Annotated in this window: 19 protein-coding genes and 1 tRNA gene; 13 read left to right on the forward strand and 7 right to left on the reverse strand. The window is 63.1% G+C overall.

Annotated elements, in window-relative coordinates; genetic code table 11:
- Nucleotides 1-22: 22 nt before the first annotated feature.
- The 3 genes from N4J17_RS04130 (at nt 23) to N4J17_RS04140 (ending at nt 1,239) form a co-directional block, all read left to right on the forward strand.
- Entirely contained in the window at nt 23-406 is a 384-nt protein-coding gene (locus N4J17_RS04130; RefSeq protein ID WP_198323063.1) for a hypothetical protein, read from the forward strand.
- Nucleotides 407-493: 87 nt separating this feature from the next.
- Nucleotides 494-886: a hypothetical protein gene (locus tag N4J17_RS04135; RefSeq protein WP_198323064.1), complete on the forward strand. Its 393-nt coding sequence runs from the start codon at nt 494-496 to the stop codon at nt 884-886.
- A gap of 32 nt (nt 887-918) precedes the next feature.
- Nucleotides 919-1,239 carry a hypothetical protein gene (locus tag N4J17_RS04140; protein ID WP_198323065.1) on the forward strand — a complete coding sequence of 107 codons (321 nt, stop codon included), beginning with the start codon at nt 919-921 and terminating at the stop codon, nt 1,237-1,239.
- A gap of 78 nt (nt 1,240-1,317) precedes the next feature.
- Here the strand turns inward: N4J17_RS04140 and N4J17_RS04145 are convergent, their stop codons facing one another.
- Nucleotides 1,318-1,992: a hypothetical protein gene (locus tag N4J17_RS04145; protein ID WP_198323066.1), complete on the reverse strand. Its 675-nt coding sequence runs from the start codon at nt 1,990-1,992 to the stop codon at nt 1,318-1,320.
- Nucleotides 1,993-2,085: 93 nt separating this feature from the next.
- On the opposite strand from N4J17_RS04145, the gene N4J17_RS04150 reads away from it, so the two are divergent.
- Nucleotides 2,086-2,499 (forward strand): terminase small subunit, encoded by a 414-nt coding sequence (locus N4J17_RS04150; protein WP_338457639.1) that lies wholly within the window; start codon nt 2,086-2,088, stop codon nt 2,497-2,499.
- On the forward strand, nt 2,496-2,708 hold the full coding sequence (locus tag N4J17_RS04155; RefSeq protein ID WP_198323068.1) for a hypothetical protein: 213 nt from the start codon (nt 2,496-2,498) through the stop codon (nt 2,706-2,708). The genes N4J17_RS04150 and N4J17_RS04155 overlap by 4 nt, the downstream gene beginning before the upstream one ends.
- A gap of 628 nt (nt 2,709-3,336) precedes the next feature.
- Here the strand turns inward: N4J17_RS04155 and N4J17_RS04160 are convergent.
- The 3 genes from N4J17_RS04160 to N4J17_RS04170 all read right to left on the reverse strand — a co-directional run bounded on the left by N4J17_RS04160 (nt 3,337) and on the right by N4J17_RS04170 (nt 5,752).
- Nucleotides 3,337-3,413: transfer RNA gene (locus N4J17_RS04160), tRNA-Pro, on the reverse strand.
- Nucleotides 3,414-3,430: 17 nt separating this feature from the next.
- Nucleotides 3,431-4,453, reverse strand: a complete 1,023-nt coding sequence (locus tag N4J17_RS04165) for a polyprenyl synthetase family protein (protein ID WP_198323069.1) — start codon at nt 4,451-4,453, stop codon at nt 3,431-3,433.
- Nucleotides 4,454-4,579: 126 nt separating this feature from the next.
- Nucleotides 4,580-5,752, reverse strand: a complete 1,173-nt coding sequence (locus N4J17_RS04170) for a PLP-dependent aminotransferase family protein (RefSeq protein ID WP_232470486.1) — start codon at nt 5,750-5,752, stop codon at nt 4,580-4,582.
- Nucleotides 5,753-6,187: 435 nt separating this feature from the next.
- On the opposite strand from N4J17_RS04170, the gene N4J17_RS04175 reads away from it, so the two are divergent.
- Nucleotides 6,188-6,556 (forward strand): hypothetical protein, encoded by a 369-nt coding sequence (locus N4J17_RS04175; protein WP_198323070.1) that lies wholly within the window; start codon nt 6,188-6,190, stop codon nt 6,554-6,556.
- A 97-nt stretch (nt 6,557-6,653) separates the two neighbouring features.
- On the opposite strand, the gene N4J17_RS04180 is transcribed toward N4J17_RS04175, so the two are convergent.
- A complete protein-coding gene (locus tag N4J17_RS04180; RefSeq protein ID WP_277458477.1) occupies nt 6,654-6,983 on the reverse strand; it encodes a hypothetical protein in 330 nt (109 codons plus the stop codon).
- 150 nt (nt 6,984-7,133) lie between these two features.
- Between N4J17_RS04180 and thiE the strand changes: the two genes are divergently transcribed.
- The 5 genes from thiE (at nt 7,134) to N4J17_RS04205 (ending at nt 13,685) form a co-directional block, all read left to right on the forward strand.
- Nucleotides 7,134-7,796, forward strand: coding sequence for a thiamine phosphate synthase (gene thiE / locus N4J17_RS04185; RefSeq protein WP_198323072.1), 663 nt, complete (start codon nt 7,134-7,136; stop codon nt 7,794-7,796).
- Nucleotides 7,797-7,889: 93 nt separating this feature from the next.
- Complete coding sequence (gene aceE, locus N4J17_RS04190; protein ID WP_198323073.1) at nt 7,890-10,577, forward strand: pyruvate dehydrogenase (acetyl-transferring), homodimeric type; 2,688 nt, start codon at nt 7,890-7,892, stop codon at nt 10,575-10,577.
- A gap of 16 nt (nt 10,578-10,593) precedes the next feature.
- A complete protein-coding gene (gene aceF / locus N4J17_RS04195; RefSeq protein ID WP_198323074.1) occupies nt 10,594-11,916 on the forward strand; it encodes a dihydrolipoyllysine-residue acetyltransferase in 1,323 nt (440 codons plus the stop codon).
- A gap of 20 nt (nt 11,917-11,936) precedes the next feature.
- Nucleotides 11,937-13,358 carry a dihydrolipoyl dehydrogenase gene (lpdA, locus tag N4J17_RS04200; RefSeq protein ID WP_198323075.1) on the forward strand — a complete coding sequence of 474 codons (1,422 nt, stop codon included), beginning with the start codon at nt 11,937-11,939 and terminating at the stop codon, nt 13,356-13,358.
- 93 nt (nt 13,359-13,451) lie between these two features.
- Nucleotides 13,452-13,685, forward strand: coding sequence for a hypothetical protein (locus N4J17_RS04205; RefSeq protein ID WP_198323076.1), 234 nt, complete (start codon nt 13,452-13,454; stop codon nt 13,683-13,685).
- A 69-nt stretch (nt 13,686-13,754) separates the two neighbouring features.
- Here the strand turns inward: N4J17_RS04205 and N4J17_RS04210 are convergent, their stop codons facing one another.
- Complete coding sequence (locus N4J17_RS04210) at nt 13,755-15,437, reverse strand: FAD-dependent oxidoreductase (RefSeq protein ID WP_198323077.1); 1,683 nt, start codon at nt 15,435-15,437, stop codon at nt 13,755-13,757.
- Nucleotides 15,434-16,546 (reverse strand): sulfite exporter TauE/SafE family protein, encoded by a 1,113-nt coding sequence (locus N4J17_RS04215; protein WP_232470487.1) that lies wholly within the window; start codon nt 16,544-16,546, stop codon nt 15,434-15,436. Before N4J17_RS04215 ends, N4J17_RS04210 begins: the two co-directional genes overlap by 4 nt.
- Nucleotides 16,547-17,292: 746 nt before the next feature.
- Here N4J17_RS04215 and N4J17_RS04220 point away from each other — a divergent pair.
- Together N4J17_RS04220 and N4J17_RS04225 are read left to right on the forward strand one after the other, a co-directional pair.
- Nucleotides 17,293-19,185 (forward strand): autotransporter assembly complex protein TamA, encoded by a 1,893-nt coding sequence (locus tag N4J17_RS04220; protein ID WP_198323078.1) that lies wholly within the window; start codon nt 17,293-17,295, stop codon nt 19,183-19,185.
- On the forward strand, nt 19,185-23,180 hold the full coding sequence (locus N4J17_RS04225) for a translocation/assembly module TamB domain-containing protein (RefSeq protein ID WP_198323079.1): 3,996 nt from the start codon (nt 19,185-19,187) through the stop codon (nt 23,178-23,180). Before N4J17_RS04220 ends, N4J17_RS04225 begins: the two co-directional genes overlap by 1 nt.
- The last annotated feature ends 448 nt before the right edge of the window (nt 23,181-23,628 follow it).

Here is a 23,628-nt window from a genome sequence, read left to right on the forward strand (position 1 = left end):
TCCGGCGCACAGGAGGCCGGGTATGCTGACACCAGACCGCTTGCGGCGGCTACAGGGCGAGTTCCCGGAATGGCAGGTACGAATGCTGCCCGGCGGCGCTATCGCGGCCAGACCGCCACGGTACGCGGACTGGGGCGCATTCGGACGGCGGCTGGACGAGCTGGCAGCCTTGCCGGTCTGGGCACCCCCTGTGTTCCATGTGATCCAGAGACCGCCTGAACCGAAGAAGTGCAAGGACTGCCGATGGTTCGCCTTGAAGCCGGGACGGCGCTGGATGGGGCGTTGCCAGCTCCATGACTTCGACGTGACGGCCGGCCGCCGGCGATGCTGGCGGGCCGAGCATCCACCCACCCAAGGGCAGGAGGCCGGCCATGCTGAGCGCCAGGCAGCAAAAAGGCCGACCTGATTGCTCAAGCCGGCCTTCCCGTCATTCCCATGAATCGCGACACTCGCCAATCAGTCTCGAATCTGATGGGCGGACCTTGAGGATACCATGAATCGAGAATTTGACGACCCCAACAACCCGGCCTGTAAACTCTGCCGGGACTGCGAAATCTATTTCAAACCCGTCCGTCCGTGGCACGTGCAGTGCCCGAACTGCTGGCGCATCGAGCTGAAAACATCCGCCCATAGCCTGCATCAAGGAGATCGGGACCGCCTTGACCATGCCGTGCTCGAGCTTGATTTCGTCCCGGCGGTAGGAGGCCCGTACTTCAAGGGCACGCCTATCACCGAACTGAGCGATGCCGCCGCCTGCTACCTGTTCAGGCGATGGCTTAGGCAGGAGCGGGACCGGATCGCCCGAGAACACGACACAGCGGCCCGCCGGCGCAGTATCCGTGCCGTGCCCGATCCGGACGACGATCCGCCGCCCAAGGCGGCATGATCCTTCCACCCCGCCCACCATAGGAGTACACCATGAAACCCCTGCGTCCAACCCACCCGTCCGCCACCGTGAGCGTCGGCTCGACGCCCGCCGTCATGGCCCACCTGGCAGCGAAACAGGGCAGCACCAGCCTTGCCCCAGTCAAGCCGGTGAAAGCCCCGCCAGCGGTCCCACAGCCGGTACAGAAGCCGGTCGATCTACAAGCCCTGCTGCGAGGATTGCACGAACTGCGGTGCGAGCTTCGAGAGTTCCAGGGCAGGCCGATGAGCGAGCACGAGAAGGCCATGCACCGCGCCAAGCTGGGCGTCACGCCGCTGCCGGGTGAACCGGTCGTGATTCACGTCCCACGCTGACCGCGGCGCACGAAAAAGCCCCGGAGGCCGAAGCCTGCCGGGGCTGATCCCGTATGCGCGGTTATCGTACCGCCGGCATCACGCCGATTCCACCTCTGCCTTGAAGACCGCTTCGGCGGCTTTCGCCTTGTCGCGGTACTGGACGTACATGTGGACGGGTGATCCGTACTGGTGCAGTTTTTCAGAACATGCCAGCACGTCTTGCGGGAACATTTTGCTGTCTATCACCAGACGCGGAGCCATCAGCGGATCCGTGTCCCTGAAAATGAATGCCTTGTCCGAGAGCCGGCACAGGGCGTAGAGCTTCATTGCGGATTCCTCGACCTGCTTGAGCAGGCTTTCGTAGTTCTCGGCTTCGGCGCGGGCAAGTTCGAGATAGTGCGTCTTCGTGGCGGCCGCCAGCTCTTTCCCGAGTTCCTTCAAAGCGGCCTTCTCCTGGTCGATAAGGCCCGCCACCGCGGTCGAGTTCTTCGCCGGAGCCATGTCCACGGCGGCGATGCGGCCTTTCAGTTCTTCGGCCAGGGCAGAAGCCTTGCCCGCCACTTTCTCGTTCACCGCGCGGCCGACAAGCCGGTCCAGCTCGACTGTCTGAAGCTGTTCGTTGACCTGAGCCAGCTCGGCCTCGAGCGCCCCGCGTTCGGCCGATCTGGCTGCGGCCTGTTCGCTCAAGTCGGCATGGATGGCCTGGAGACGTTCGACTTCGGCCTGGCCGGCTTCGATTTTGCGCTTGAGTGCGGAAACCTGTTCGATCATGATATTTTCCTTTACAAAGGTTATAAAAAGCATTCATATGATACCATTTTGGTATAACAAACCTAGAGGTTAATGATGACCAGTGATCTGAAATTGAACCGGCGGCAGACTGCCTTTGCGGAGCACTACGCGAAGTCTGGTAACGCCACGGAGGCAGCGCGGGCGGCAGGGTATTCGGAGCGGTCGGCAAACCGGATCGGACCGAAATTGTTGTCAGATGTTGGTATCGCGGCCTACGTCGAGGAGCTGGCGGAAAAGTTGCGATCGAAACGCATCGCCGATGTGGTGGAGCTGCGGGAGTTCTGGACCGGGATCATGCGCAATCCAGCCGAGGAGACGCGGGACCGCATCAAGGCGGCCGAGCTGCTGGCAAAGTCGCTGGGGCTGTTCCTGGAGAAGGTCCAACTATCCGGCCCGAACGGCGCACCGTTGGGTCCGCCGCCGAACCTGGTCATCAATTTCGTGCCGGCAAAGGACGGCATGCCCGTGATCGAGGCCACACCATGACTCGGGAGGATCGGCTGGCGGCGCTGGAGCCGAGGGCATCGCTTGAGATGCTGGTCAAGGCCGCCGAGATGGAGCAGGAGGCCGCCAGATTCCGGCGCACGGCCTTGGAGACCCTGGCCCGGTATCGGCTGGCGGACTGGGAGCATGGGGCAAGGCTGCTGGGGCTCGACCCGGAGGAGGTCCGGCGGATGATCGAGCAGACGGAGTGATAGACGTCTACCCCCACCCGGAAGGCCCGCCATCGAGCGGGCTTTTTTGTATCATCAAGGATCGCGGAGTTTCACCTAAGCGCCGAAGGAATTATGGTATTTCTGATGGTATTTGAGGAAACGCGACGAGCCATTGGCCTATGAATCCTTGGCTGTGCCGGATTGTTCAGTAGCTACAGGGCCCACCATATTTTTCATAGCGCATTGATAGATAAAGGTATTTTCAAGGCTTCGTGTCGCAACCCGCCCGGTGGTCCATCAACCGGGCGCAGCGACGTGAGCCACGATGCCCGAAAATCGCGCACCTACGACCCGCTTTCGCGACGACGACCATCACAAAGGCCGCGGTTCTCGATCGGTGCGATCCTGCACTGATGCACTCTTCGACGGACGCATCCCCCTCGCCCTTGTCCGACAGAGAAGGACGACGGACAGCAGGCCAGAGTTACGGCGGCGAATCAAAAAACCAAAACGGCGGGATACCGGACGAATTCAGGCACGCCCATTGCTGACGCTCCTGGGTGTTCCAAGGGGCACTGGATGGACGCCCTGGGTTCAGATCTGGGCTTCACGTTGCCAAAACGGCAATCGAAATCAAGCTGTTGCGCAATGATTCGGCTGGGGATTCTGGTCGGGGTGAGAGGATTCGAACCTCCGGCCACTGCCTCCCGAAAGCAGTGCTCTACCAGGCTGAGCTACACCCCGAAATCTGGCTGAACAGGTCAATAACCGCGATCGACCGCGAACCGTGCAAGAGCGATCAAGGCGTCCTTGTAATCGCCCTCAGGAAGATGGGTAACATGCTCGATGGCTTTGTTCGCAGCATCCCTGGCACGCCGCTCAGTATACGAAATTGCATCGGTCGACTCAATCACTGCATACACTTTTTTGAAGTGTTCCCGCTCGCCCTGTTCTATCGCTTGCCGCAAGAGGTCGGCATCCGCGCCGGCGGACTGAGACAGCGCATAGATCAAAGGCAGTGTCGGCTTACCTTCGGCAAGGTCGTCACCAAGGTTCTTGCCCCACTCTTCGGGATCAGCCTTATAGTCCAACACGTCGTCCTTGAGCTGGAAGGCGATTCCGAGATATGTCCCATAATTTTTCAGGGATTCTTCGACTTCGTGCGATGAGCCGGCGAGCACCGCAGCAAGCTGGGCAGCCGCGCTGAACAATATAGCCGTCTTGCGGGAGATGACGTCCAGGTATCGTGCTTCATCGGTCGCCGGATTGTTGCAATTGAGCAGTTGCAACACCTCACCTTCGGCGATGGCGGTGGTGGTGCGCGACAGAATGTCCATCACGCGCAGGTTCTGGACCCGCACCATCAGCTCGAATGAACGCGAGTACAGATAATCCCCTACCAGAACACTGGCGGAATTGCCCCAGAGGGCGTTGGCCGAATCCTGCCCCCTGCGCAGCGCTGACTCGTCGACGACATCATCGTGCAGCAAGGTTGCAGTATGGATGAACTCGATGACCGCTGCCAGGGTGATATGGTGGTCACCCGGATAATCCAATGCCTTGGCCGAGAGCAGATGGAGCATGGGGCGCAGGCGCTTGCCCCCGCTGCCGACGATGTACTGCCCGATCTGATTGATGAGTACCACATCGGAATGCAGCTCCCGCAGGATCAAGCGATCGACCGCGGCCGCCTCGCCGTCGACGAGGCGACGGATACCGGCAAAAACCTCGCGGGAATTGCGAAGATCGGCGGACCCTGGATCGGAGACGGCTTGATTATTCATTGAGTTGTTATAGCGTGCCCGCCAACAAAAAAACCCACCCATGCTAGATAGTCATGGCTTGGGTGTCAAGGCGATCGCTCATGCGGGCGTTCTGTTGCCAGGACTGTACGAGTCGTCGCCAGCGTATCAACCGGCTGCAGTGACAGCGCATTCACCCAACACTTTCGACAACAGGGCGATGCCCCGCTCGATCTTTTCCGCCGTCGCATGGCTGAAATTCAGCCGCAAAGCCGGATAGCGCTGCTCCGTGACCGGGAAAAACGGCTCGCCCGGCATAAATGCCACGTCATGGTCCAATGCCACCTTGAGCGCAGCCAGGGTATCCGTGTTCTCGACCAGTCGCAGCCAGAAGAACAGTCCGCCGGCCGGCACCGACCAGTCCGCCAGGCCGCTGAAATGTCGCTCCAGGGCAGTCTGCATCGTATCTCGGCGTTCGGCATAGACACCGTTCATGTGCGCCAGATGCTTCCCGAAGTCGCTGGATGTCAGGAAGTGCGCCAGCCAAGCCTGACCGGTGCGGCCGGTGTGAAGATCACTCGATTGCTTGAGGCGGACGAGCCAGGGGAACAAAGCAGGCGATGACGCGAGGTAGCCGACGCGCAGTCCCGGCGCCGTGATCTTGGAAAAGCTGCCCAGATAGACCCAGGGGGCCCTTTCGAGATACGCGCAGACCGGCGTCCGGTCGCATGAGGTATAGACCAGATCCCGGTAGGGGTCGTCTTCCACCAAGGGGGTACCGGTCTCATCGAGCACCGCCGCGACGGCGCGACGTGCGGCATCGCTGTAGCAGCATCCTGAGGGGTTCTGAAAGCTGGGGATGAGATAAACGAAAGCGGGGTGGTGGCGGACGATGGCCGCTTTCAGCGCGTCAGGATCGATACCTTCAGCCTGCACGGGCATGCCGTGAAACTCCGCGCCATAGACCCGGAAGCATTGGAGCGCCGCGAGGTACGTCGGCGATTCCAGCAACACCGGCGTTCCTTCGTCGATGAAAAGCTTGCCGACCAGGTCAATACCCTGCTGGGAGCCCGTCGTCACCAGCACCTGTTCGGTCTGACACCGAAGCCCGAGGCCCGAGAGCCCTCGGGCTATCAACTCCCGCAACAAAGGCTCGCCTTCACTGGGACCGTATTGGCGGGAATCTGCGGCACAGGCGCCGAAATCCAGTTCCGGCATCAGCTCTTCCGCCGGCAAGCCGCCGGCGAATGAGATGACTCCAGGCCGCTGAGTGATTTGCAGAATATCCCGGATGAGGGAACTGGTGAGGCGTTCGATTCGGCGGGAAAGTCGATGTGTCATGAAAATCCGGTGTGGTTGCTCGAGCCAGTTCGGCTGGATGGTTTTGAAACAATTCGAGGCAAGTCCGCCTACGGCCCGGTCGAAAGACAAAGCCGTCGGCCCGCCAGTGTTCGCAAGCTTTTGACTATACAACATCATGGCTTGCAGCGCGGGAGCAAATGAGCCCGCGGCGCCCGTCTGCGCCCCACGAAGCAAGGGACAGAGGGCTGGAAATTTTGCGACGATATGAGAACTAAACGTGGTCTTGGCCGCGGAATTTGGTTAGTATTACGACCCGATTACGGAAGGCGAGGCCGTCAGGTGCCGCCTTCCGTTAGCGCCGCGTTGTAGCCGGGCTGGTACCGGTGGGTCGACGGGCAGAGGGATACGACAGCAGTCACTCGGCTCCAGACTCCACACAACGATAACTACGATACCCGAGGAGACTCAGTCGATATGAAAATTCAGAATGTCCTGTCCAAGTTCGCCGCTTTAGTGGTCGCCGGCTCGTTGAGCTTCGGCGCTTTCGCCGCGGAAGATGCCGCTGGCGTGAAGAAAGCCACCGAAGAAGCACTCAAGGCGTCCCAGGAGGCGCTGGAACAGGCCAAGAGTGGCCAGAAGGATGCAGCCATAGCCAGCGCAAAGCTCTACCGTCAGAAGGCGAAGGAAATCACCGGCGCCGGTGCAGGCATGTCTCTGCAGAAGGCCATGGGAGCTGCCAAGGAAGCCGCGACGGAGCTCGAAGCTGGCAACAATGCCGCCGCCATCGAGAAGCTGACCGACGTCGTGAACCGCATGACGGCCATCAACAACGAGACGAAGTAATCTCGTTGCATTTCCTCGGCGGCCATGCCCGCCGGAAAGGGAAGGCGGAGCGAAAGCGTTCCGCCTTTTTAATTCCGTTCACAGCCTGCCCCGACGTTTACGGCTCGTGTCGCACACCGGACAGGTATTCTGGCGCACTGGGTTCTGGATGGGCTTCCAGCCAGGCACGGAAACCGGCGAACACAGGCCAAGTGACCGTCTCCATGCCGCTCGCGGTCAGCAAGCCAATGCCGGCGAAGGCACGCTCCACCCAAGTCGGGCGAGTCTTCATCTGGAAGTCCCTCTGCAGGGCCTCCTCATCGTCGGCCATCACGGCATAAGTCAGTCGGGTATTGTGAAACGCCAAGGGCTGGGCCGGCCGGTCCGGCGTCACCGGCTCCATGCCGCAGCCTGCCAGAAAGGACGTCAGCGCCGAAACCGCTAGCATTGAAGGCTTTTCCACGATCATCTTCGGCATGAAGTTTGGTAATGCCAGGAAGCCTACCATGCATACCATGGTAAGGGGCAGATGTCGTTTGGAATTTCATCGATCGTGAATACGCTGACGCTTCTGACGAACTCTCGGCCGGAAGGTCCAATGCACACGCCATTTCCCTCGAAGGGACTTTATGCGATCACGCCCGCCCGGCTGCAGGGCGATGCGCTGCTTGCCGCCGCGGAATCCGCCATTTTCGGAGGCGCTGCCGTGCTGCAATACCGGCCCAAGTCGGGATCGGCGAAAGATCACTTGGCCGACGGGGGCCGGTTACTCAGCGCCTGTCGCGCCGCGGGCATTCCTTTGATCATCAACGACAGCCCCTGGCTGGCAGCGGAGATCGGCGCGGATGGGGTACATCTGGGCAGGGACGACGGGGCGGTGACTGCTGCACGTCGTGTCCTCGGCGAGCGGGCGATCGTCGGCGTTTCCTGTTATGACTCGCTGGAGCGGGCGCTCCGGGCGGAAGCCGAAGGTGCGAGTTACGTAGCCTTCGGCACATTTTTCCAGTCCGCCACCAAACCTTCCGCCCCCCGCGCACGACTGGACACGCTGCGGGAGGGGGAAAGCCGTTTGCACATCCCCATCGTCGCCATCGGCGGCATCGACGCCGCCAACGCCAGCCAAGTCATTAGGGCCGGCGCCGACCTGGTGGCGGTCATCGAGGCCGTATTCGGGGCCGCGGACATTGCGCGTGCGGCTGCCGAGCTCCGCGGCCTTTTTCACGCGCCGGCGAAACGGCGACCGAGTCGCGGCGAGCACTGAATGACCGTTTTACACGATCCCATTGTCCTCAGGATAGAACGGCGGCATGATATCGGGTTAACGCTTTAATCAACCGAAGGGCCGAGAATCGCCATGATCGCAAGCAATCCATCCCTCCACTCCCAGTCCGCGGCCAACATGGATACCGATCCGGAGGAAACCAGGGAGTGGCTGGACGCGCTTGCAGCCGTCATCGAAACAGAAGGTGTCGAGCGGGCACATTTCCTGATAGAAAAGCTCGTCGATAAAGCACGCCGCTCCGGCGCGAACCTGCCTTACAAGGCCAATACGGCCTATATCAACACCATTCCACCGCACGCCGAGGCGCGCAGCCCGGGTGACGCCGGCATCGAACACCGTATCCGCTGCTATCTGCGCTGGAACGCCATGGCGATGGTGGTGCGGGCTAACCGGAAATCCACCGAGTATGGCGGGCACATCTCCAGCTTCGCTTCTTCGGCCACGCTCTACGACGTCGGTTTCAACCACTTTTTCCATGCCCCTGACCGCGACCATGGTGGCGACCTGGTGTTTTTCCAGGGCCATTCCGCGCCCGGCATCTACGCCAGGGCATTTCTGGAAGGACGGCTGACCGAGGAGCATCTGGACCGGTTCCGCGCCGAAGTGGGCGGCGGCGGGCTGTCATCCTATCCGCATCCCTGGCTGATGCCAGATTTCTGGCAGTTCCCGACCGTCTCCATGGGCCTCGGCCCGCTCATGGCGATTTACCAGGCGCGGTTCATGAAATACCTGGCCGATCGCAAGATCCTCCTGAATACCGAAGGCCGCAAGGTCTGGTGCTTCTGCGGCGACGGCGAGATGGACGAGCCGGAATCGATGGGCGCCATCGGCCTAGCTGGCCGGGAAAAACTGGACAACCTGATCTTCGTGGTCAACTGCAATCTGCAGCGCCTGGACGGACCGGTGCGCGGCGACGGCAAGATCATCCAGGACCTGGAGGCCGAATTCCGCGGCGCCGGCTGGAACGTCATCAAAGTGATCTGGGGCTCCCACTGGGATGCGCTGCTGGCGCGCGATACCAAGGGTCTCCTGCAGCAGCGGATGGAAGAGGTGGTGGATGGCGAGTACCAGACGTATAAGGCCAAAGACGGTGCCTATGTCCGCAAGCATTTCTTCGGCAAGTATCCCGAACTGCTGGAAATGGTCGCCAACATGTCCGACGAGGACATCTGGCATCTGAACCGGGGCGGTCACGACCCGCACAAGGTCTATGCCGCCTACGCTGCCGCAGTGGCGCACAAGGGGCAGCCGACGGTGATCCTGGCCAAGACCATCAAGGGCTATGGCATGGGGCGCGCCGGTGAAGGCCAGATGATCGCACATCAGCAGAAGAAGCTGGACGCCGACGCGCTCAGGGCCTTCCGCGACCGTTTCAACATTCCGATTCCGGACGACAAGGTGCACGAAGCGCCCTATTACAAACCGGCGGAAGACAGCCCCGAGATGATCTATCTGCACGAGCGCCGCAAAGCCCTCGGCGGTTACCTGCCGCAACGGCGGAAGGAGGCCCCCCATCTCCAAGTGCCCGAGCTGAGCATCTTCGAGACGATGCTGAAAAGCTCGGAGGACCGCGAAATGTCCACCACCATGGTGTTCGTCCGCCTGCTGTCGTCCCTGCTGCGCGACAAGGCGCTGGGCCGCTACGTGGTGCCGATCGTCCCCGACGAGGCCCGCACTTTCGGCATGGAGGGCCTGTTCCGGCAATACGGCATCTATTCCTCCGTCGGTCAGCTCTACGAGCCGCAGGATGCCGATACCGTGATGTTCTACCGGGAAGACAAATCCGGGCAGATCCTGGAGGAAGGTATCTGCGAAGCCGGTGCAATGTGCGACTGGATCGCCGCCGGTACGGCGTTCAGCAACCACAATGTGCAAATGATCCCGTTCTACATCTACTACTCGATGTTCGGCTTCCAGCGCGTCGGTGACCTGATGTGGGCGGCGGGCGACATGCAGGCCCGCGGCTTCCTCATGGGCGGCACCGCCGGCCGCACTACGCTGGCCGGCGAAGGTCTGCAACACCAGGACGGCCACAGCCACCTGATCATGGGCGCCATCCCCAACTGCATCACCTATGATCCGACCTTCGCCTACGAGCTGGCGATCATCGTCCACGATGGTCTGCGCCGGATGTATCAGGAAGGCGAAAACGTCTTCTACTACATCACGGTGATGAACGAGAACTACACCCATCCCGCCCTGCCGGAAGGGGTCGAGAACGGGATCATCAAAGGCTTGTACAAGTTCCGCGATGCCGGCGCGGATGAAAAGGTGCAGCTCCTCGGGAGCGGCACCATTCTGCGCGAAGTCATCAAGGCCGCGGAATTGCTGGAAGCCGATTACGGCATCAAGGCCGGCATTTGGAGCGCCACCAGCTTCAACCAGTTGCGCCGCGATGGCATGGAAGTCTCGCGCTGGAACCTACTGCATCCGGAACAGCCGCAGAAGACCAGCTATGTCGAACAGTGCCTGGCCGCAACCGGCGGCCCCATCGTCGCCGCCACAGACTACGTCAAAGCCTATCCGGACCTGATCCGGGAGTTCGTGCCCCGGCGTTACACCGTGCTGGGGACGGACGGCTTCGGCCGCAGCGATCGTCGATCAGCGTTGCGCCGGTTCTTCGAGGTGGACAGCCACTACATCGCATTCACGGCCTTGAAGTCACTGGCCGATGAAGGGGGCATCGAGAAAACCAAGGTGTCCGAGGCGATGACCCGCTGGGGCATCGATCCGGACAAAGCCAACCCCATTGGGTGCTGAGGAGGATAAGAACAACATGGCCCAAGAACAGACCGTCGTCGTCCCCGATATCGGCGACTTCAAGGACGTCGAGATCATCGAAGTACTGGTCAAGCCGGGTGACAAAGTCGCGGCGAACGACTCGCTGATCACCCTGGAGAGCGACAAGGCGGCGATGGAGATTCCTTCGCCCTATTCCGGGACCGTCACCGAAGTGCACGTGAGCGTCGGCAGCAAAGTCAGTATGGGGACGCCCATTCTGCAGCTCCGGGCCGATGAGGAGGCGGCGGCGTCCGCGGCGGTCGCACCTGCCGAACCGGCTCCACTCGAACCTGCCGCGGCACTTGCGGCCGCAGCACCGCTCCCTGCCGCCCCCTCTGCGGGCAACAACACCCAGGCAATCCCTGCGTCGGTGCCCGCTCCTCCGGCTCCGATGCCGGTCGCCGAGGAAGGCGCGGGCCCGGCCCACGCCAGCCCCGCCGTGCGTCGCTTCGCCCGCGAACTCGGCGTGGACGTAGCAAAAGTCCGCGGCACCGGCCCGAAAGGCCGCATCCTGAAAACGGACGTCCAGTCCTTCGTGAAACAAGCTGTCGCGAAAGCAGAACGGGTGGGCGGCAGCGGTTTTGCCGTGCCGGAGATGCCGGAAATCGATTTCGCCCAGTTCGGCCCAATCGAACGCCAGCCGCTGTCGCGAATCCAGAAGCTCTCTTCCGCCAACCTCCACCGCACTTGGCTCACTATCCCGCACGTCACCCAGCATGACGAGGCCGACATCACCGAGTTGGAGTCCTTCCGTACCGCTCTCAAGGCCGAATCGGTCAAACGCGATGTCAAACTGACCCTGCTGCCATTCATCATCAAGGCCGCGGTCGCCGCGCTGAAGGACTTCCCGCGCTTCAACGCCTCACTCGCTCCCAACGGCGAGGAGCTGATCCTGAAAAGCTACTACCATGTGGGCTTTGCGGTGGACACGCCGGACGGCCTGGTAGTGCCGGTAATCCGAGACGCCGATACCAAAGGCATCTGGGACATCGCCGCCGAACTCGCCGCCATCGGCGACAAAGCCCGCAGCAAGAAGCTGCGCACCGCCGATCTGCAGGGCGGCACCTTCACCGTCTCCAGCCTGGGGGGCATCGGCGGTACCGCCTTCACCCCGATCATCAACGCCCCCGAGGTCGCCATCCTGGGTGTCTCCAAGGCGCAGTTGCGACCGGTGTTCCAAGACGGCCAGTTCGTCCCGCGGCTGATGCTGCCCTTGTCGCTGTCCTACGATCACCGTGTGATCGACGGCGCCGACGGCGTCCGCTTCATCACCCATGTCAGCAGCCTGCTCGCCGACATGCGGCGGGTCCTGCTCTAACTGAAGAAGGAATATTCTCGATGGCTGAACCCAAGACGATTCACGCCGATGTCCTGGTGCTGGGCGGTGGGCCTGGCGGTTACACCGCGGCTTTCCGCGCGGCGGATCTGGGCAGGCAGGTGGTTCTGGTCGAACGCTATCCGACCCTGGGTGGCGTCTGTCTCAATGTGGGCTGCATCCCCTCCAAGGCTTTGCTGCATATCGCTCAAATCATCCACGAGGCCAAAGAAGCCAACGAGTTCGGCGTCCGCTTCGGCGCCCCGGACCTCGATCTGGACCGGATCCGCAGCTTCAAAGACAAGGTCGTCAAGACTCTGACCGGCGGGCTCGATGCACTCGCCAAACAGCGCAAGGTGACGGTGGTCCAGGGCACCGGCCGCTTCGCCGGCGACCATAGCCTGCAGGTGGAAATGGCCGATGGCCCGGTCACAGTCAGCTTCGACCATGCCATCATCGCCGTGGGCTCCCGGGCGGTGAAGATTCCAGGTTTTCCCAACGACGATCCGCGCCTGATGGATTCGACCGACGCCCTGGCGCTGCACGAAATCCCCAAGCGCCTGTTGATCGTCGGCGGCGGGATCATCGGCCTGGAAATGGCCACGGTCTATCACGCCCTGGGAGCCGGAATCACCGTGGTGGAGTTGATGGACCAACTGATCCCGGGCTGCGATGCCGACCTGGTACGTCCGCTGCTTCAACACATCAAGAAGCAGTACGAGAACATCCATCTCAAGACCCGCGTCAGCCGGATCGAACCCGAAACCGACGGCCTGAGGGTGTTCTTCGAAGGGGAAGGTGCGCCCGAGTCCGATTTGTTCGACCGCGTGCTGGTCGCGGTGGGCCGCGCCCCTAACAGCGACCTGATCGGGGCGGAAAATGCCGGTGTCCACGTCGATGCCAAAGGCTTCATTCCGGTCGACGAGCACCAGCGCACCAACGTCCCGCATATCTATGCCATCGGCGACATCGTCGGCAACCCCATGCTGGCCCACAAGGCCACCCACGAAGCCAAGGTGGCCGCCGAAGTCATCGCCGGCAAACCATCCGCCTTCCAGGCACTGACCATCCCATCGGTGGCCTATACCGATCCCGAAGTGGCCTGGATGGGTGTCACCGAAGCTCAGGCCAAAGCCCAGGGCATCGAATATGAAAAAGCCGTGTTCCCGTGGGCCGCGAGCGGTCGCGCCTTGGGCATCGGCCGCAAGGAAGGTGCCACCAAGCTGCTGTGCGACAAGACCACCAAACGGGTGATAGGCGCCGGCATCGTCGGCCCCCATGCCGGCGAACTCATCGCCGAAGCCGTGCTGGCCTTGGAAATGGGCGCCGACGCAGAAGACATCGGCCTCACCATCCACCCCCATCCGACCTTGTCGGAAACATTCGCCTTCGCGGCGGAAATGATCGAAGGCACGATCACCGATCTCTACATCCGTAAACGCTGAAAAAGCAATAGGTCGCCTGGGATACGGCGGAAAGCCTCGGCGGCTGCGCGGCACGAGAACCCGTGGCCTGTAGCTGCATCGCAAGGAGGTCGCATGCTTGTATTCCGCTTGCCCCGCGTGGCGATGGGGAACGATGGCGTGATCTTGCCCTGGGTGGCGGATGATCGTTCCGGCCAACGGTGGGCAATGGAACATCCCGCTTTCGCCCAGGCCGAGGTGCTGTATGCCGCGCCGGCGGTGACGGCGAAACCCGCGAGCCGGACCTGCAGGAACCAGAACAGCCGCAGGCAGGCTTCGACCACCGCCGCGTCGGTAGGTACGGGGTGAGGCCTTCGCTTCGACCACGTCGGCCACAGCGAAGATGCGCGCCGCGGAAGAAGCCATCACCAAACAAGATCAATCACGCGCCCGACGCCGGGCCCGGTAGGTTTGCATGCCGCCGGACAACACCTTCACTCTGAGACCCTTCTGCTGCAGCAAGCGATAGGCGTAATAGGCGCGTTGTCCGACGCCGCAGACCAGCCAGATTTCGCGATCCCGCGGCAGTTCGTGAAGCCGCTCGCGCAAGGTTTCGAGCGGCAGGTTCTGGGCATGGGGGATATGGTCGCCGGCAAACTCTGCCTCGCTACGGACATCCAGCAAGAGGGCCGTGGTGGTCGTCAATTCTTCCCAATCGGCGAGCGGCAGATCCCCCCGCAGATGATTGGCAGCGATCATGCCCGCCAAATTGACCGGATCCTTGGCCGCGCCGAACTGCGGCGCGTAGCAAAGCTCCAAATTTTCCAGATCGAATACGGTGGCTTCCTGCATCATGGCCGTGGCGATGACGTCGATGCGCCGGGCTACATCGATCTCGCCGACGGCTTGGGCGCCCAGGATCCGACCATCCGTTTTGGAGAACAACAGTTTGATGTGAATCGGCTTGGCACCCGGAAAATAACTCGCATGGTGACCGGGATGCAGGTAGACCTTTTCGTAATCCATGCCGGCCCGCCGCAGCACTTTCTCGCTCGCGCCGGTGCAGGCGATGGTGAGGCCGAACACTTCGCACGCCGCGGTTCCGAGCACGCCATCGAACTTCAGGGGAGATCGGGTACCGTCGCTGCATGCGAAATGGTGAAGAATGGCGGTGGCCGCGACCCGCCCCTGGCGGTTGGCGGGGCCTGCCAGGGGGACGAGCTGCCATTCCCCCGTCACCCGATTTTTCACTTCGACCACGTCGCCCACGGCCCAGATGGCTGGATCGCTGGTGCGCATCCATTCATCGACGCGAATGCCGCCGAGGGCGCCCAATTCCAGACCGGCGGCAGCGGCCAGTCCCGATTCCGGGCGCACGCCGATCCCCAGGATGACCAGGTCGGTGGCGAGGGCTTCCCCCTTCGAGGTGCGCACGTTCAAACCATGCTCCGGAGACTTCTCGAAGGACTCGACCCCCTCGCCCAGCCTGAGGTTGACCCCATGGGCTTTCAGTCTTTCGGCGGCATAGGCGGCCATTTCCGGATCGAGCGGCGGCAATACCTGGTCGGCCAGTTCCAGGAGGGTGACGTGAAGTCCCAGGCCGACCAGGTTTTCGGCCATTTCCAGGCCGATGAACCCTCCGCCCACCAGCACCACCCGCTGCGCATGGGCCACCGCCGCCTTGATCTTGCGGCTGTCCGGGATGGTGCGCAGCACATGGATGCCAGGCAGATCGATCCCCGGCAGGGGCGGACGCACCGGCTGGGCACCGGTCGCAAGGACGAGCGCGTCATAGGACTCCTGTCGTATCGCGTCCGTTCTGAGGTCACGCACTGCAATCGTCCGGGTTTGCCGATCAATGCGGATGACCTCGGTTTCGGTATGGACCTCGATGTTGAAGCGATGCGCGAACAGAGCGGGACTGGCCACCAGCAGATTGGTCTCCGACTGGATGACGTCGCCGACGAAATAAGGCAATCCGCAATTGGCGAACGAGACATGCGGTCCCCGTTCGAACACGACGATCTCGCAGGTTTCGCAAAGCCGGCGTGCCCGCGCCGCGCAGGTGGCGCCCCCGGCCACGCCGCCGACGATGAGGATGCGTTTTTGAGCTGGATTCATGGGCTTTGATGTCCTGGGTTGGATTCAGTGGGGACACCGTGCGGCCCTTGGTCATGGCTCGCCGCGGTGGGCGGATAACGCCGCCAGTAGTCGAGCAGGGATCCGAAGTCGTAGCCCGAGCCGGTCATTTTCAATCCCCGCTCGGCCATCATCAGTCCCATGACGATCACCAGCACACCGGATACGTGCGCCAGAGTATGCATGACACGGCGAGACAGCAGGCTGGCAAACACGCCAAAGCCCAACAGGGGCAACAGCGTTCCCAGACCGAAGAATAGCAAAATCGCCGCACCTTCCTTGGGGCTGCCGGTGCCGGCAGCCATGATGTACATGGCCTGCAAGGGCCCGCAACCCAGCAGGAGGCCGTTCAACAGTCCTATCGCCCAAGGATGGCGCCGCCGGCGTGCTTCATTGGCCACGCCCCGTTCCACGGCACGCGGCAGGCGCAGGGTGAAATGACGCAGGAAGGCGAAGACGTTGAGCATCTTCAGCCCATAAACCAGCAGGAAGATGCTCGACGCCAGGGCCAAGACACCCCGCAGATGAGGCGTAACGGTGATGAGCGATCCCAAGAGGCCGAAACCGGCACCGATCACGGTGTACGACGTGGTCTTGCCCAGGGCATATTGCAGATGCGCGGCGGTGACGGTCCAAGGGGTGCGCGGCGACACCTCGGTCGCATAACCCACCACGAAGCCGCCGCACATGCCTACGCAGTGAAAGCCGGTGAAAAAGCCGATGGTGAACAGCATCGTGTAACCGAGCGGGGCGCTCATCTGCATCATCAGAGCCGGCATCAGGCTCTTGCCCCAGAGTGTCAGGCCGCCTACGGCCAGCAGCAGAATGATGAACGTCAATCCGCTCAACGCCCTACGCCGCGAAGATGCCTGGGCCGATTCGACGATGCCATAACCCTTGTCCTCGATGGCCTGGCGCAGGCGCTTTTCGCGGATGAGCGTATCGTCGAATTCGATCTCCACCTGCGCCTTGACGTAACTCGCCTGGACGCATTTGACGCCCGGTAGAGAGTTTACGGCGGCCTCGATGATCTTCTCACAACCGGTGCAATGCATGCCTCGGATGAAAAGCTGAAGCCGTTGAGTGGTCATGGCGCCGCCTAGCGAATACGGTGAATTGAAAGGTTCGGATCAGGCCTATCGGCCCTGATGCCCACGCTCATTGGGGCCACTCACGGCCTCACCGATAGTGTAACCTCTTGCCCTTTTCTTTGGTTTTCAGAACCCGCGACACAAGCAAAAATCGAGCGAAAAGAGCATCCAACGCATTGATTTTACAGCTCCGCAGGGATCCAAAGTTTCGGGCTGGAAGTTACACGAGAAGCCGCTACACGGAAACCTCGCCGCCTCGTCCATGCGGGCACCCGCCTTGAGAAACTTGCTCCGAAAATGATCCGCCACCCGCCGCCAGCGGGTCTTGACGCTCACCCAGCCGGGCTGGCCGAACACCGCCCGCCAAGGCCACCACCATGCCCGCGCAGTCCCTGGGCACCCACGCCTGCTGGATCAACGCCACCAAGGCCCGCTCGGACAGGCGCCCCGGTTCCAGAATGGAGGAAAAATCCCTCCACCGCTAGCCGTTGCGATACGTTGCACCACTTCGAACTCCATCCGCTTCGCCAACGTCGTTTCCCCCTGTTGCCGCGGTAAATCGTCATCGCCGCATTGGCGCACCACCTCCAACAAGTTCATACCGCGTTCAGCCATCGTCGTCTTCACCATTTAGGGTATGTCTTCACCCCCCCTGACCGGGATTCGACGATGGCATCTGCGTCGCTTCGCGATTTACCCCACTTCCGTGGAGCCTGCCTTCGCCCCGCCGGGTTACACTTAATCCGATGCCCATCACCCGGATACGACTCCTACTCTTTTGGAGCCCCCTGGCCTCGTTCGCCTTGGCTGCTCTGCTGTTGACGGAACCGGCCGTACACGCCGCGGATCCGCTCGCCTACAGCGTGATGTTCGTGAGCGCCGGGGACGAGGCGCTGGACAGGGCTTTGAACGACTCCTCCCAGCTGGTGGCACTCCGTGAAACCGCGCCCGTGGGGCCATTCGCCCTGGTGGCTCGGGCGCGGGACGATGCCGCCCGGCTGGAAACCGTGCTCAACAGCTTCGGCTATTACGACGGTACGGCCGTGGTCACGGTCGGCGGCCGCCAGCTGGAGGATCCGTATCTGCTTGATCAATTGGAACGGGCGCCCTCCGGCGTGGTGGTTCCGGTGACCGTCTCGGTGGTCCACGGGGCTCTATATCACTTGAGCAAGATCGACATACAAGGGACCATCCCGGCCGATGTGCCGGTCCAGCTTGGCATAAAACCTGGAGCCGCGGCGTTGGCGTCGGAGGTGCTGGCGGCGCAGGAGCAGTTGGCGGAGGCGCTCAGGGGGCAAGGCTATGCGCTGGCGCGGGTTGACAAGCCCATCGCCACACTGGATACCACGGCGAAAACCCTGGCGGTCGAAATCAAGGTGGACGCCGGCCCCAGCCTCGAACTCGGGCGAATAGACTTCAAGGGCATGGAGCGGACGGAGGAAGATTTTCTGCGTCGCCGCCTGCTGGTGCACTCGGGAGACCGTTTCGATCCGGAAGCCATCGAAAAGGCAAGGCAGGACTTCATCAACACCGGTGTGTTTTCCTCGGTCAGAGCGCGGACGGGAGAGCGCCCCGACGAGGACGGACGGCTGCCGCTGAATTTCGAGATGGTGGAACGTCCGCTGCGCGCCGTCGGTTTCAACGGCGCCTGGTCGACCGATGTCGGCGGCAGTCTTTCCGTATCCTGGCAGCATCGCAATCTATTCGGCGCAGCGGAAACGCTGAACCTGACCGGCGGCGTGGCCCAGCTCGGCGGCAACAGCACCACCGGTATCGGCTACAACGCCGGGGCCTCGTTCCTGAAGCCGGATTTTTTCCAGCGTGATCAGTCGCTGCAGGCCGACCTCGGTGCGGTGAAAGCGAGTTTGAACGCTTACGACCAGAAAGCCGTGCTGGCCTCCGTCCTGTTGAAGCGCAAATTTTCCGCAGCCTGGAGCGGCGCGGTCGGCCTGAGCGGCGAGCAGGAGAACATCGTCCAGAACGGCTTGGCACGCGACTACACCCTGCTCGGCCTTCCCTTGACCTTGAATTACGACAGCACAAAGAGCCCGCTGGATCCCGTGCAAGGTATCCGGGCCAGCGTGGTAGTCACCCCGATTCAACCGTTCAGCGGCTCGACGAGCGGGACGTCCGCCCAGCTTGCCGAAAGTTCGGGGACCACCCCTTTCGTCCTGTTGCAACTGGCCGGTTCGACTTATCTGGATTTCACCGGCTCGGGCCGCAGCGTGCTGGCACTGCGCGGTCTGGTCGGCGGCGCCGTGGGCGTGGGCGTGATGGCCCTGCCACCCGACAAGCGCTTTTATGCCGGTGGCAGCGCGACTGTCAGAGGCTACAAGTTCCAGTCGATCGGGCCGCGCTTTCCCAACGACCGTCCCGTCGGTGGCACTGCGGTCTCCGCCGGAACCTTTGAATTTCGGCAGCGCATTCTGGACGATTACGGCGCCGTCGCCTTCGTCGACATCGGCCAGGTCAGCCCGCATGGCGGGCCGTTTACCGGAGACTGGTCCGTGGGCGCGGGGATCGGCGGGCGCTATTACACTTCGATCGGGCCGATCCGTGTCGATGTGGCGCTTCCTTTGAGCCGGCATTCCGGCAGCGGCTCGTTCGAAATGTACGTCGGCATCGGGCAGGCCTTTTGATGCACGTTTGGCTGAAAAAAATGGCGTGGATCGCCGGCGGCTTCGTACTGGTGTTGTTATGCGCCGTATTGCTATTGGTGCAGTTCGTCAATGCGCAGCGCGGACGCGAGAATCTGGAGCGGCTCGTCCCGCGCCTGACCGGCGGCGCCGTGGCGATCCAAGGGCTGCACGGGCGTATTCCGGACGCTTTCGGTTTGGCTCGGCTGGATGTCGGCGATGCCAAAGGGCCGTGGCTGCGCATCGAGGGTTTGGAGCTGGCATGGTCGCCATCGGCACTGCTGCGCGGCGCGCTGCGGGTCGAGCGTTTGGAGGCCGGCCGAGTCGCGATCGCCCGGCTTCCAGCGTCCGAATCCAAGCCCGAAAACGCGGATGCCGGGCCGGTGACACTGCCCGTCACGGTGGATCTGCGAACGGTTCGTATCGGCAGCCTCGATTTGGCCGAGGCCGTCGCCGGGGTGGCAGCGCGGTTGACGCTGAATGGCATGGTGCACTTGGCCAGTCTGGACCGGGGGGAATTCAGCCTGAGTGCGCGGCGCCTCGACGCCGAAGGCGATTACGCCGTTGCAGGCCGGATCGGCGGCGACGGCCTCGGCGCCCACGTGCAGTTGCGGGAACTCGGCCACGGTTTGATCGCCGTGCTGATCGGGCTTCCGGACTTGGGGCCGCTCGCCGCCGAGGCCAGCCTGGAAGGCCCCCGCACGTCGGTGGCCATGCAGATGACCCTGAACGCCGGCCCGCTTCGTACCGAGACCTCGGGCGCGCTCGATCTGGCCGGCAACGCGGCGGATCTGAAATTCCGCGTGACGGCGCCGGCCATGCGTCCCGCCCCGAATCTATCCTGGCAAAAGCTGGCGCTGGAGGCTGAACTGAGCGGGCCATTCAGCCGTCCGAGCGCCACCGCCACGCTCAAGGTCGAGCGTCTGGACGCCCACGGCGCCGCGGTCGACGGCGTGGAAGCGACCCTGGCAGGCGATACCGGCAAGCTGGGGCTGGACGCTACGGTCCGGGGCTTGCAGGTTGCCGGCCTGTCCGGCGACTTGCTGCGCGGTACTCCGCTGACGCTGCGGGTCGATGCCCGGCTCGACGCGGCTTCCCGGCCGATCGGTTTCCGGCTGGCACATCCTCTGCTGGCCGCGGACGGTTCGGTCGAAACGGCGGACGCGGGACTGCGCGGGACCGTCAATTTGAGGCTGCCCGACTTCGGGCCGCTGGCGGTTTCGGCTGGCGTCGACGTCCGCGGTTTGGCCAAGCTGAAACTGGATTTCCGGGGATCGGGGCCACAAACCCGGTTCGACCTGGCGGGCACGCTTGCGCTGACCGGCGGCATGTCGCCTCTGCCCGAACTCGTGGGCGCCGACGGAAAAGTGCGCGCTTGCGTTCTCGTGGGTGCGGACCGCACCGAACTCCAGCAGTTGGCATTGCACGGCAAGGCATTGAAGGTGTCGGCCGATGGCAAGCTGGCCGGCGATACGCTGGATTTCAATTGGACCCTCGGCCTGTCCGATCTCGCGGTGCTGGCGCCCGCTTGGCGCGGCAGCACTGAGCTGTGGGGACACGCCGCGGGTTCCATCGGGGAACTGAGCTTGGAAGCGAAACTGGCCGGCGAGGCTGCCGCCATGGGCATGGCGCGCACGCCTTTCCGTGCCGAGGCTCATTTCAAGGGCCTGCCCGCGAACCCGTCCGGCGAGGTGTCTGCCGAGAGCCGGATCGACGGCGCGCCGCTCCGCATCGGCGCGGCGATCGCTTCGGCGGGAAACGGCGGACTCGTACTCACGATCCAGCAAACCGGCTGGAGAAGCCTCCGTCTGGCAGGCCGGTTTGCCCTGCCGAAAGGCGAGCGATGGCCGAGCGGAGCGGCGGACCTCAGCATCGCCCGGCTCGACGACCTTGCGCCGCTGGCGGGGCAAGCCCTGGCGGGTTCGCTGACGGCGCGGCTGGAAACCGCGTACCGAAGCGGGCACGACCATGCGGCATTGACAGCCGAAGCGTCGGCGATGCGTCTGGGCGGAGCCGCGTCCATAGGCCACGCCGTTCTCAACGCGACAGTCGCGGACCCGTTTGTTCGCCGCTTGCTGGGTGCGCGGCTCTCGCTGAACGGCATCACCGTCGGACGAGTCGCCGGTTCGGCCAAGCTCGATCTGGCCGGTCGCGCCGACGCCCCGAAGCTCCAATTCGCCGCCGAGCTGCCGGACCTGGGGGGCGCACCGCTGCACCTGTCCACTGCGGGTGAACTGGACGTGCAGGAGAAACGGCTGGCGCTGTCCGCCTTTGAAGTGGATTGGAACAAAGAAACCCTCAAGCTAAGGGCGCCGCTGCAGGTCGGTTTCGGCGAAGGCGTTACGCTGGACCGGCTCAAGCTCAGCCTGCGCCAGGGCGTAATCGAGGCTTCGGGGCGCGCCGCGCCGAACCTGGATCTGCAAGTGGCGATCCGCGACCTGCCGGCGAACTTGGTAGCCGTCGCGGTACCGGACCTGGCGCTGGCGGGCAGCCTGCGGATGGACGCCAAGCTGAAAGGCCCTCCTGCGCGCCCCGACGGCGATATCGACTTGACGCTCAAGGGGCTGCGGGCGGGGGCCGCCATGCCGGCGGTCGACATTGCCGCCCATGCCCGGCTCGGCGGCGGTGCGGCGACAGTCGACGTCCGGCTCGATGGCGGCTGGGGCGCGGCTTTGCAGCTTCGCGGCGATACCGCGCTGAGCGCCGGCGGCCCCTTAGACTTGCATGCGTCGGGCGCTTTGGATTTGAGCATCCTAGACGCTATGCTCGGTGCTGGAGGCCGTCGCGTCCGCGGCAAGCTTGCGCTCGACGCTACCGCCACGGGCGTCTTACCGGACCCGAAGATAACAGGCGCCCTCAGGCTCGACGGCGGCGAAGTGCAGGATTTCGGCGCTGGAGCGCGGATTTCCGATATTATCGCCCGGGTAGAAATCGACGACGAAACCATCCGGATCGTTCGCGCCGAAGGCCGCGCCGGCGCAGGTAAAATCCAGCTTGGCGGCAGTCTAGGTTTCAAAGCGCCAGGGCTACCGGTCGATCTTAAACTGACGGCGCGGCGTGCCAGTCCCTTGGCCAGCGACCAGTTGACTGTCGACTTGGACGCGGACGTGAGTCTGCGCGGACTCGCCGCAAGCACGATGAAGCTGGCCGGTACCCTCCGGCTTCACCGCGCCGAAATTCGGGTTCCCGAACATTTGCCCCCGCACGTTGCCGTGCTGGACGTCCGTAGGCCCGGCGCTACGCCCTTGCCGTCTCCCGCCGCAGGCCCCAACGTCGAGCTCGATCTCGGCGTCGAGGCAGCCGGCGAAATTTTCGTGCGCGGCCGTGGACTCGATACCGAACTGGAAGGTTCGGTCCGCGTCCGAGGCAACCTGGCGGCGCCGGACGCCGACGGCAGTTTCCGGATGAAGCGAGGGCAGCTCGCGGTAGCGGGGCGGACGATCACCTTTTCCACAGGCCGAGTGACGTTCGACGGTGGCACCTTGACCAATCCGGCCCTGGATTTCAGCGCATCGAGCACCGGCGGCAACGTTACCGCCACCCTGAACGTGGCGGGCACGGCCAAGACACCCAAGATCAGCTTCTCCAGTTCACCCTCGCTGCCGCAAGATCAGGTGCTCGCCCATTTGCTGTTCGGTGCCGATACCGCTTCCATGGGGCCGGTGGAAATGGCCCAGATCGCGATGGCCCTGGCCTCGCTGACGGGGGCGGCCCCTTCCGGCGGCGACCCGCTGGATCGCGTGCGTAAGGGGTTAGGTCTCGACCGCCTCGCCGTGGTGTCCGGCAAGGGCGGCAAGGCGGCCCTGGAAGCCGGGCGCAACATCGCTCCCGGCGTTTACATCGGCGCCCGCCAGAGCGCCGCTGGCACTCCGCAATCCACAGTGCGGATCGATATCGGCCGGGGGTTAAAGGTGGAAGGCGCGGTCGGCTCGGGTTCGGCGTCCGGCTCCCAATCCAGCACCAACAGCGTCGGGGTGATTTACGAGTTCGAGTATTGACGGAAAGGGCGCGTGACACCGTGATCCCGGTCGCGCGCGGATGACCCGCCCCACAGCCGTCGTCAACTCTGCTCTCCGCTGCCGGACATGCGGTTGTTAACCTGGACACCAATGGGCTCGGATACTTACATTATATATATATATTATAGCCCATGACGGAGTATCCCTTTCCGGTCCCAATGGATACCGTGACAGAGAAAGCCATTGCGGATCAGTTGGATAGACCACGGTCACGGCGGGCTCGGTGCTACAAAGGGGAAGGGTTTGCGGTCAGCTTTAGCCACCCAGAACCGCCTGATGCTGTCCGTGCCCCGTGGCAAACCCCTCTGGTTCGCCGGCATCTGGGCCAATGCTTCCGTGCCACCCGTCATTCCCGGATTGGCAACGCATGGCTACTGGATAATCAGGCTTAAACCAACCAGCCTCCCCGAGCGACTCACCCTCCGCA

The sequence above is a fragment of the Methylococcus capsulatus genome (assembly GCF_036864975.1).
In the GTDB taxonomy this organism is placed as follows: Bacteria; Pseudomonadota; Gammaproteobacteria; order Methylococcales; family Methylococcaceae; genus Methylococcus.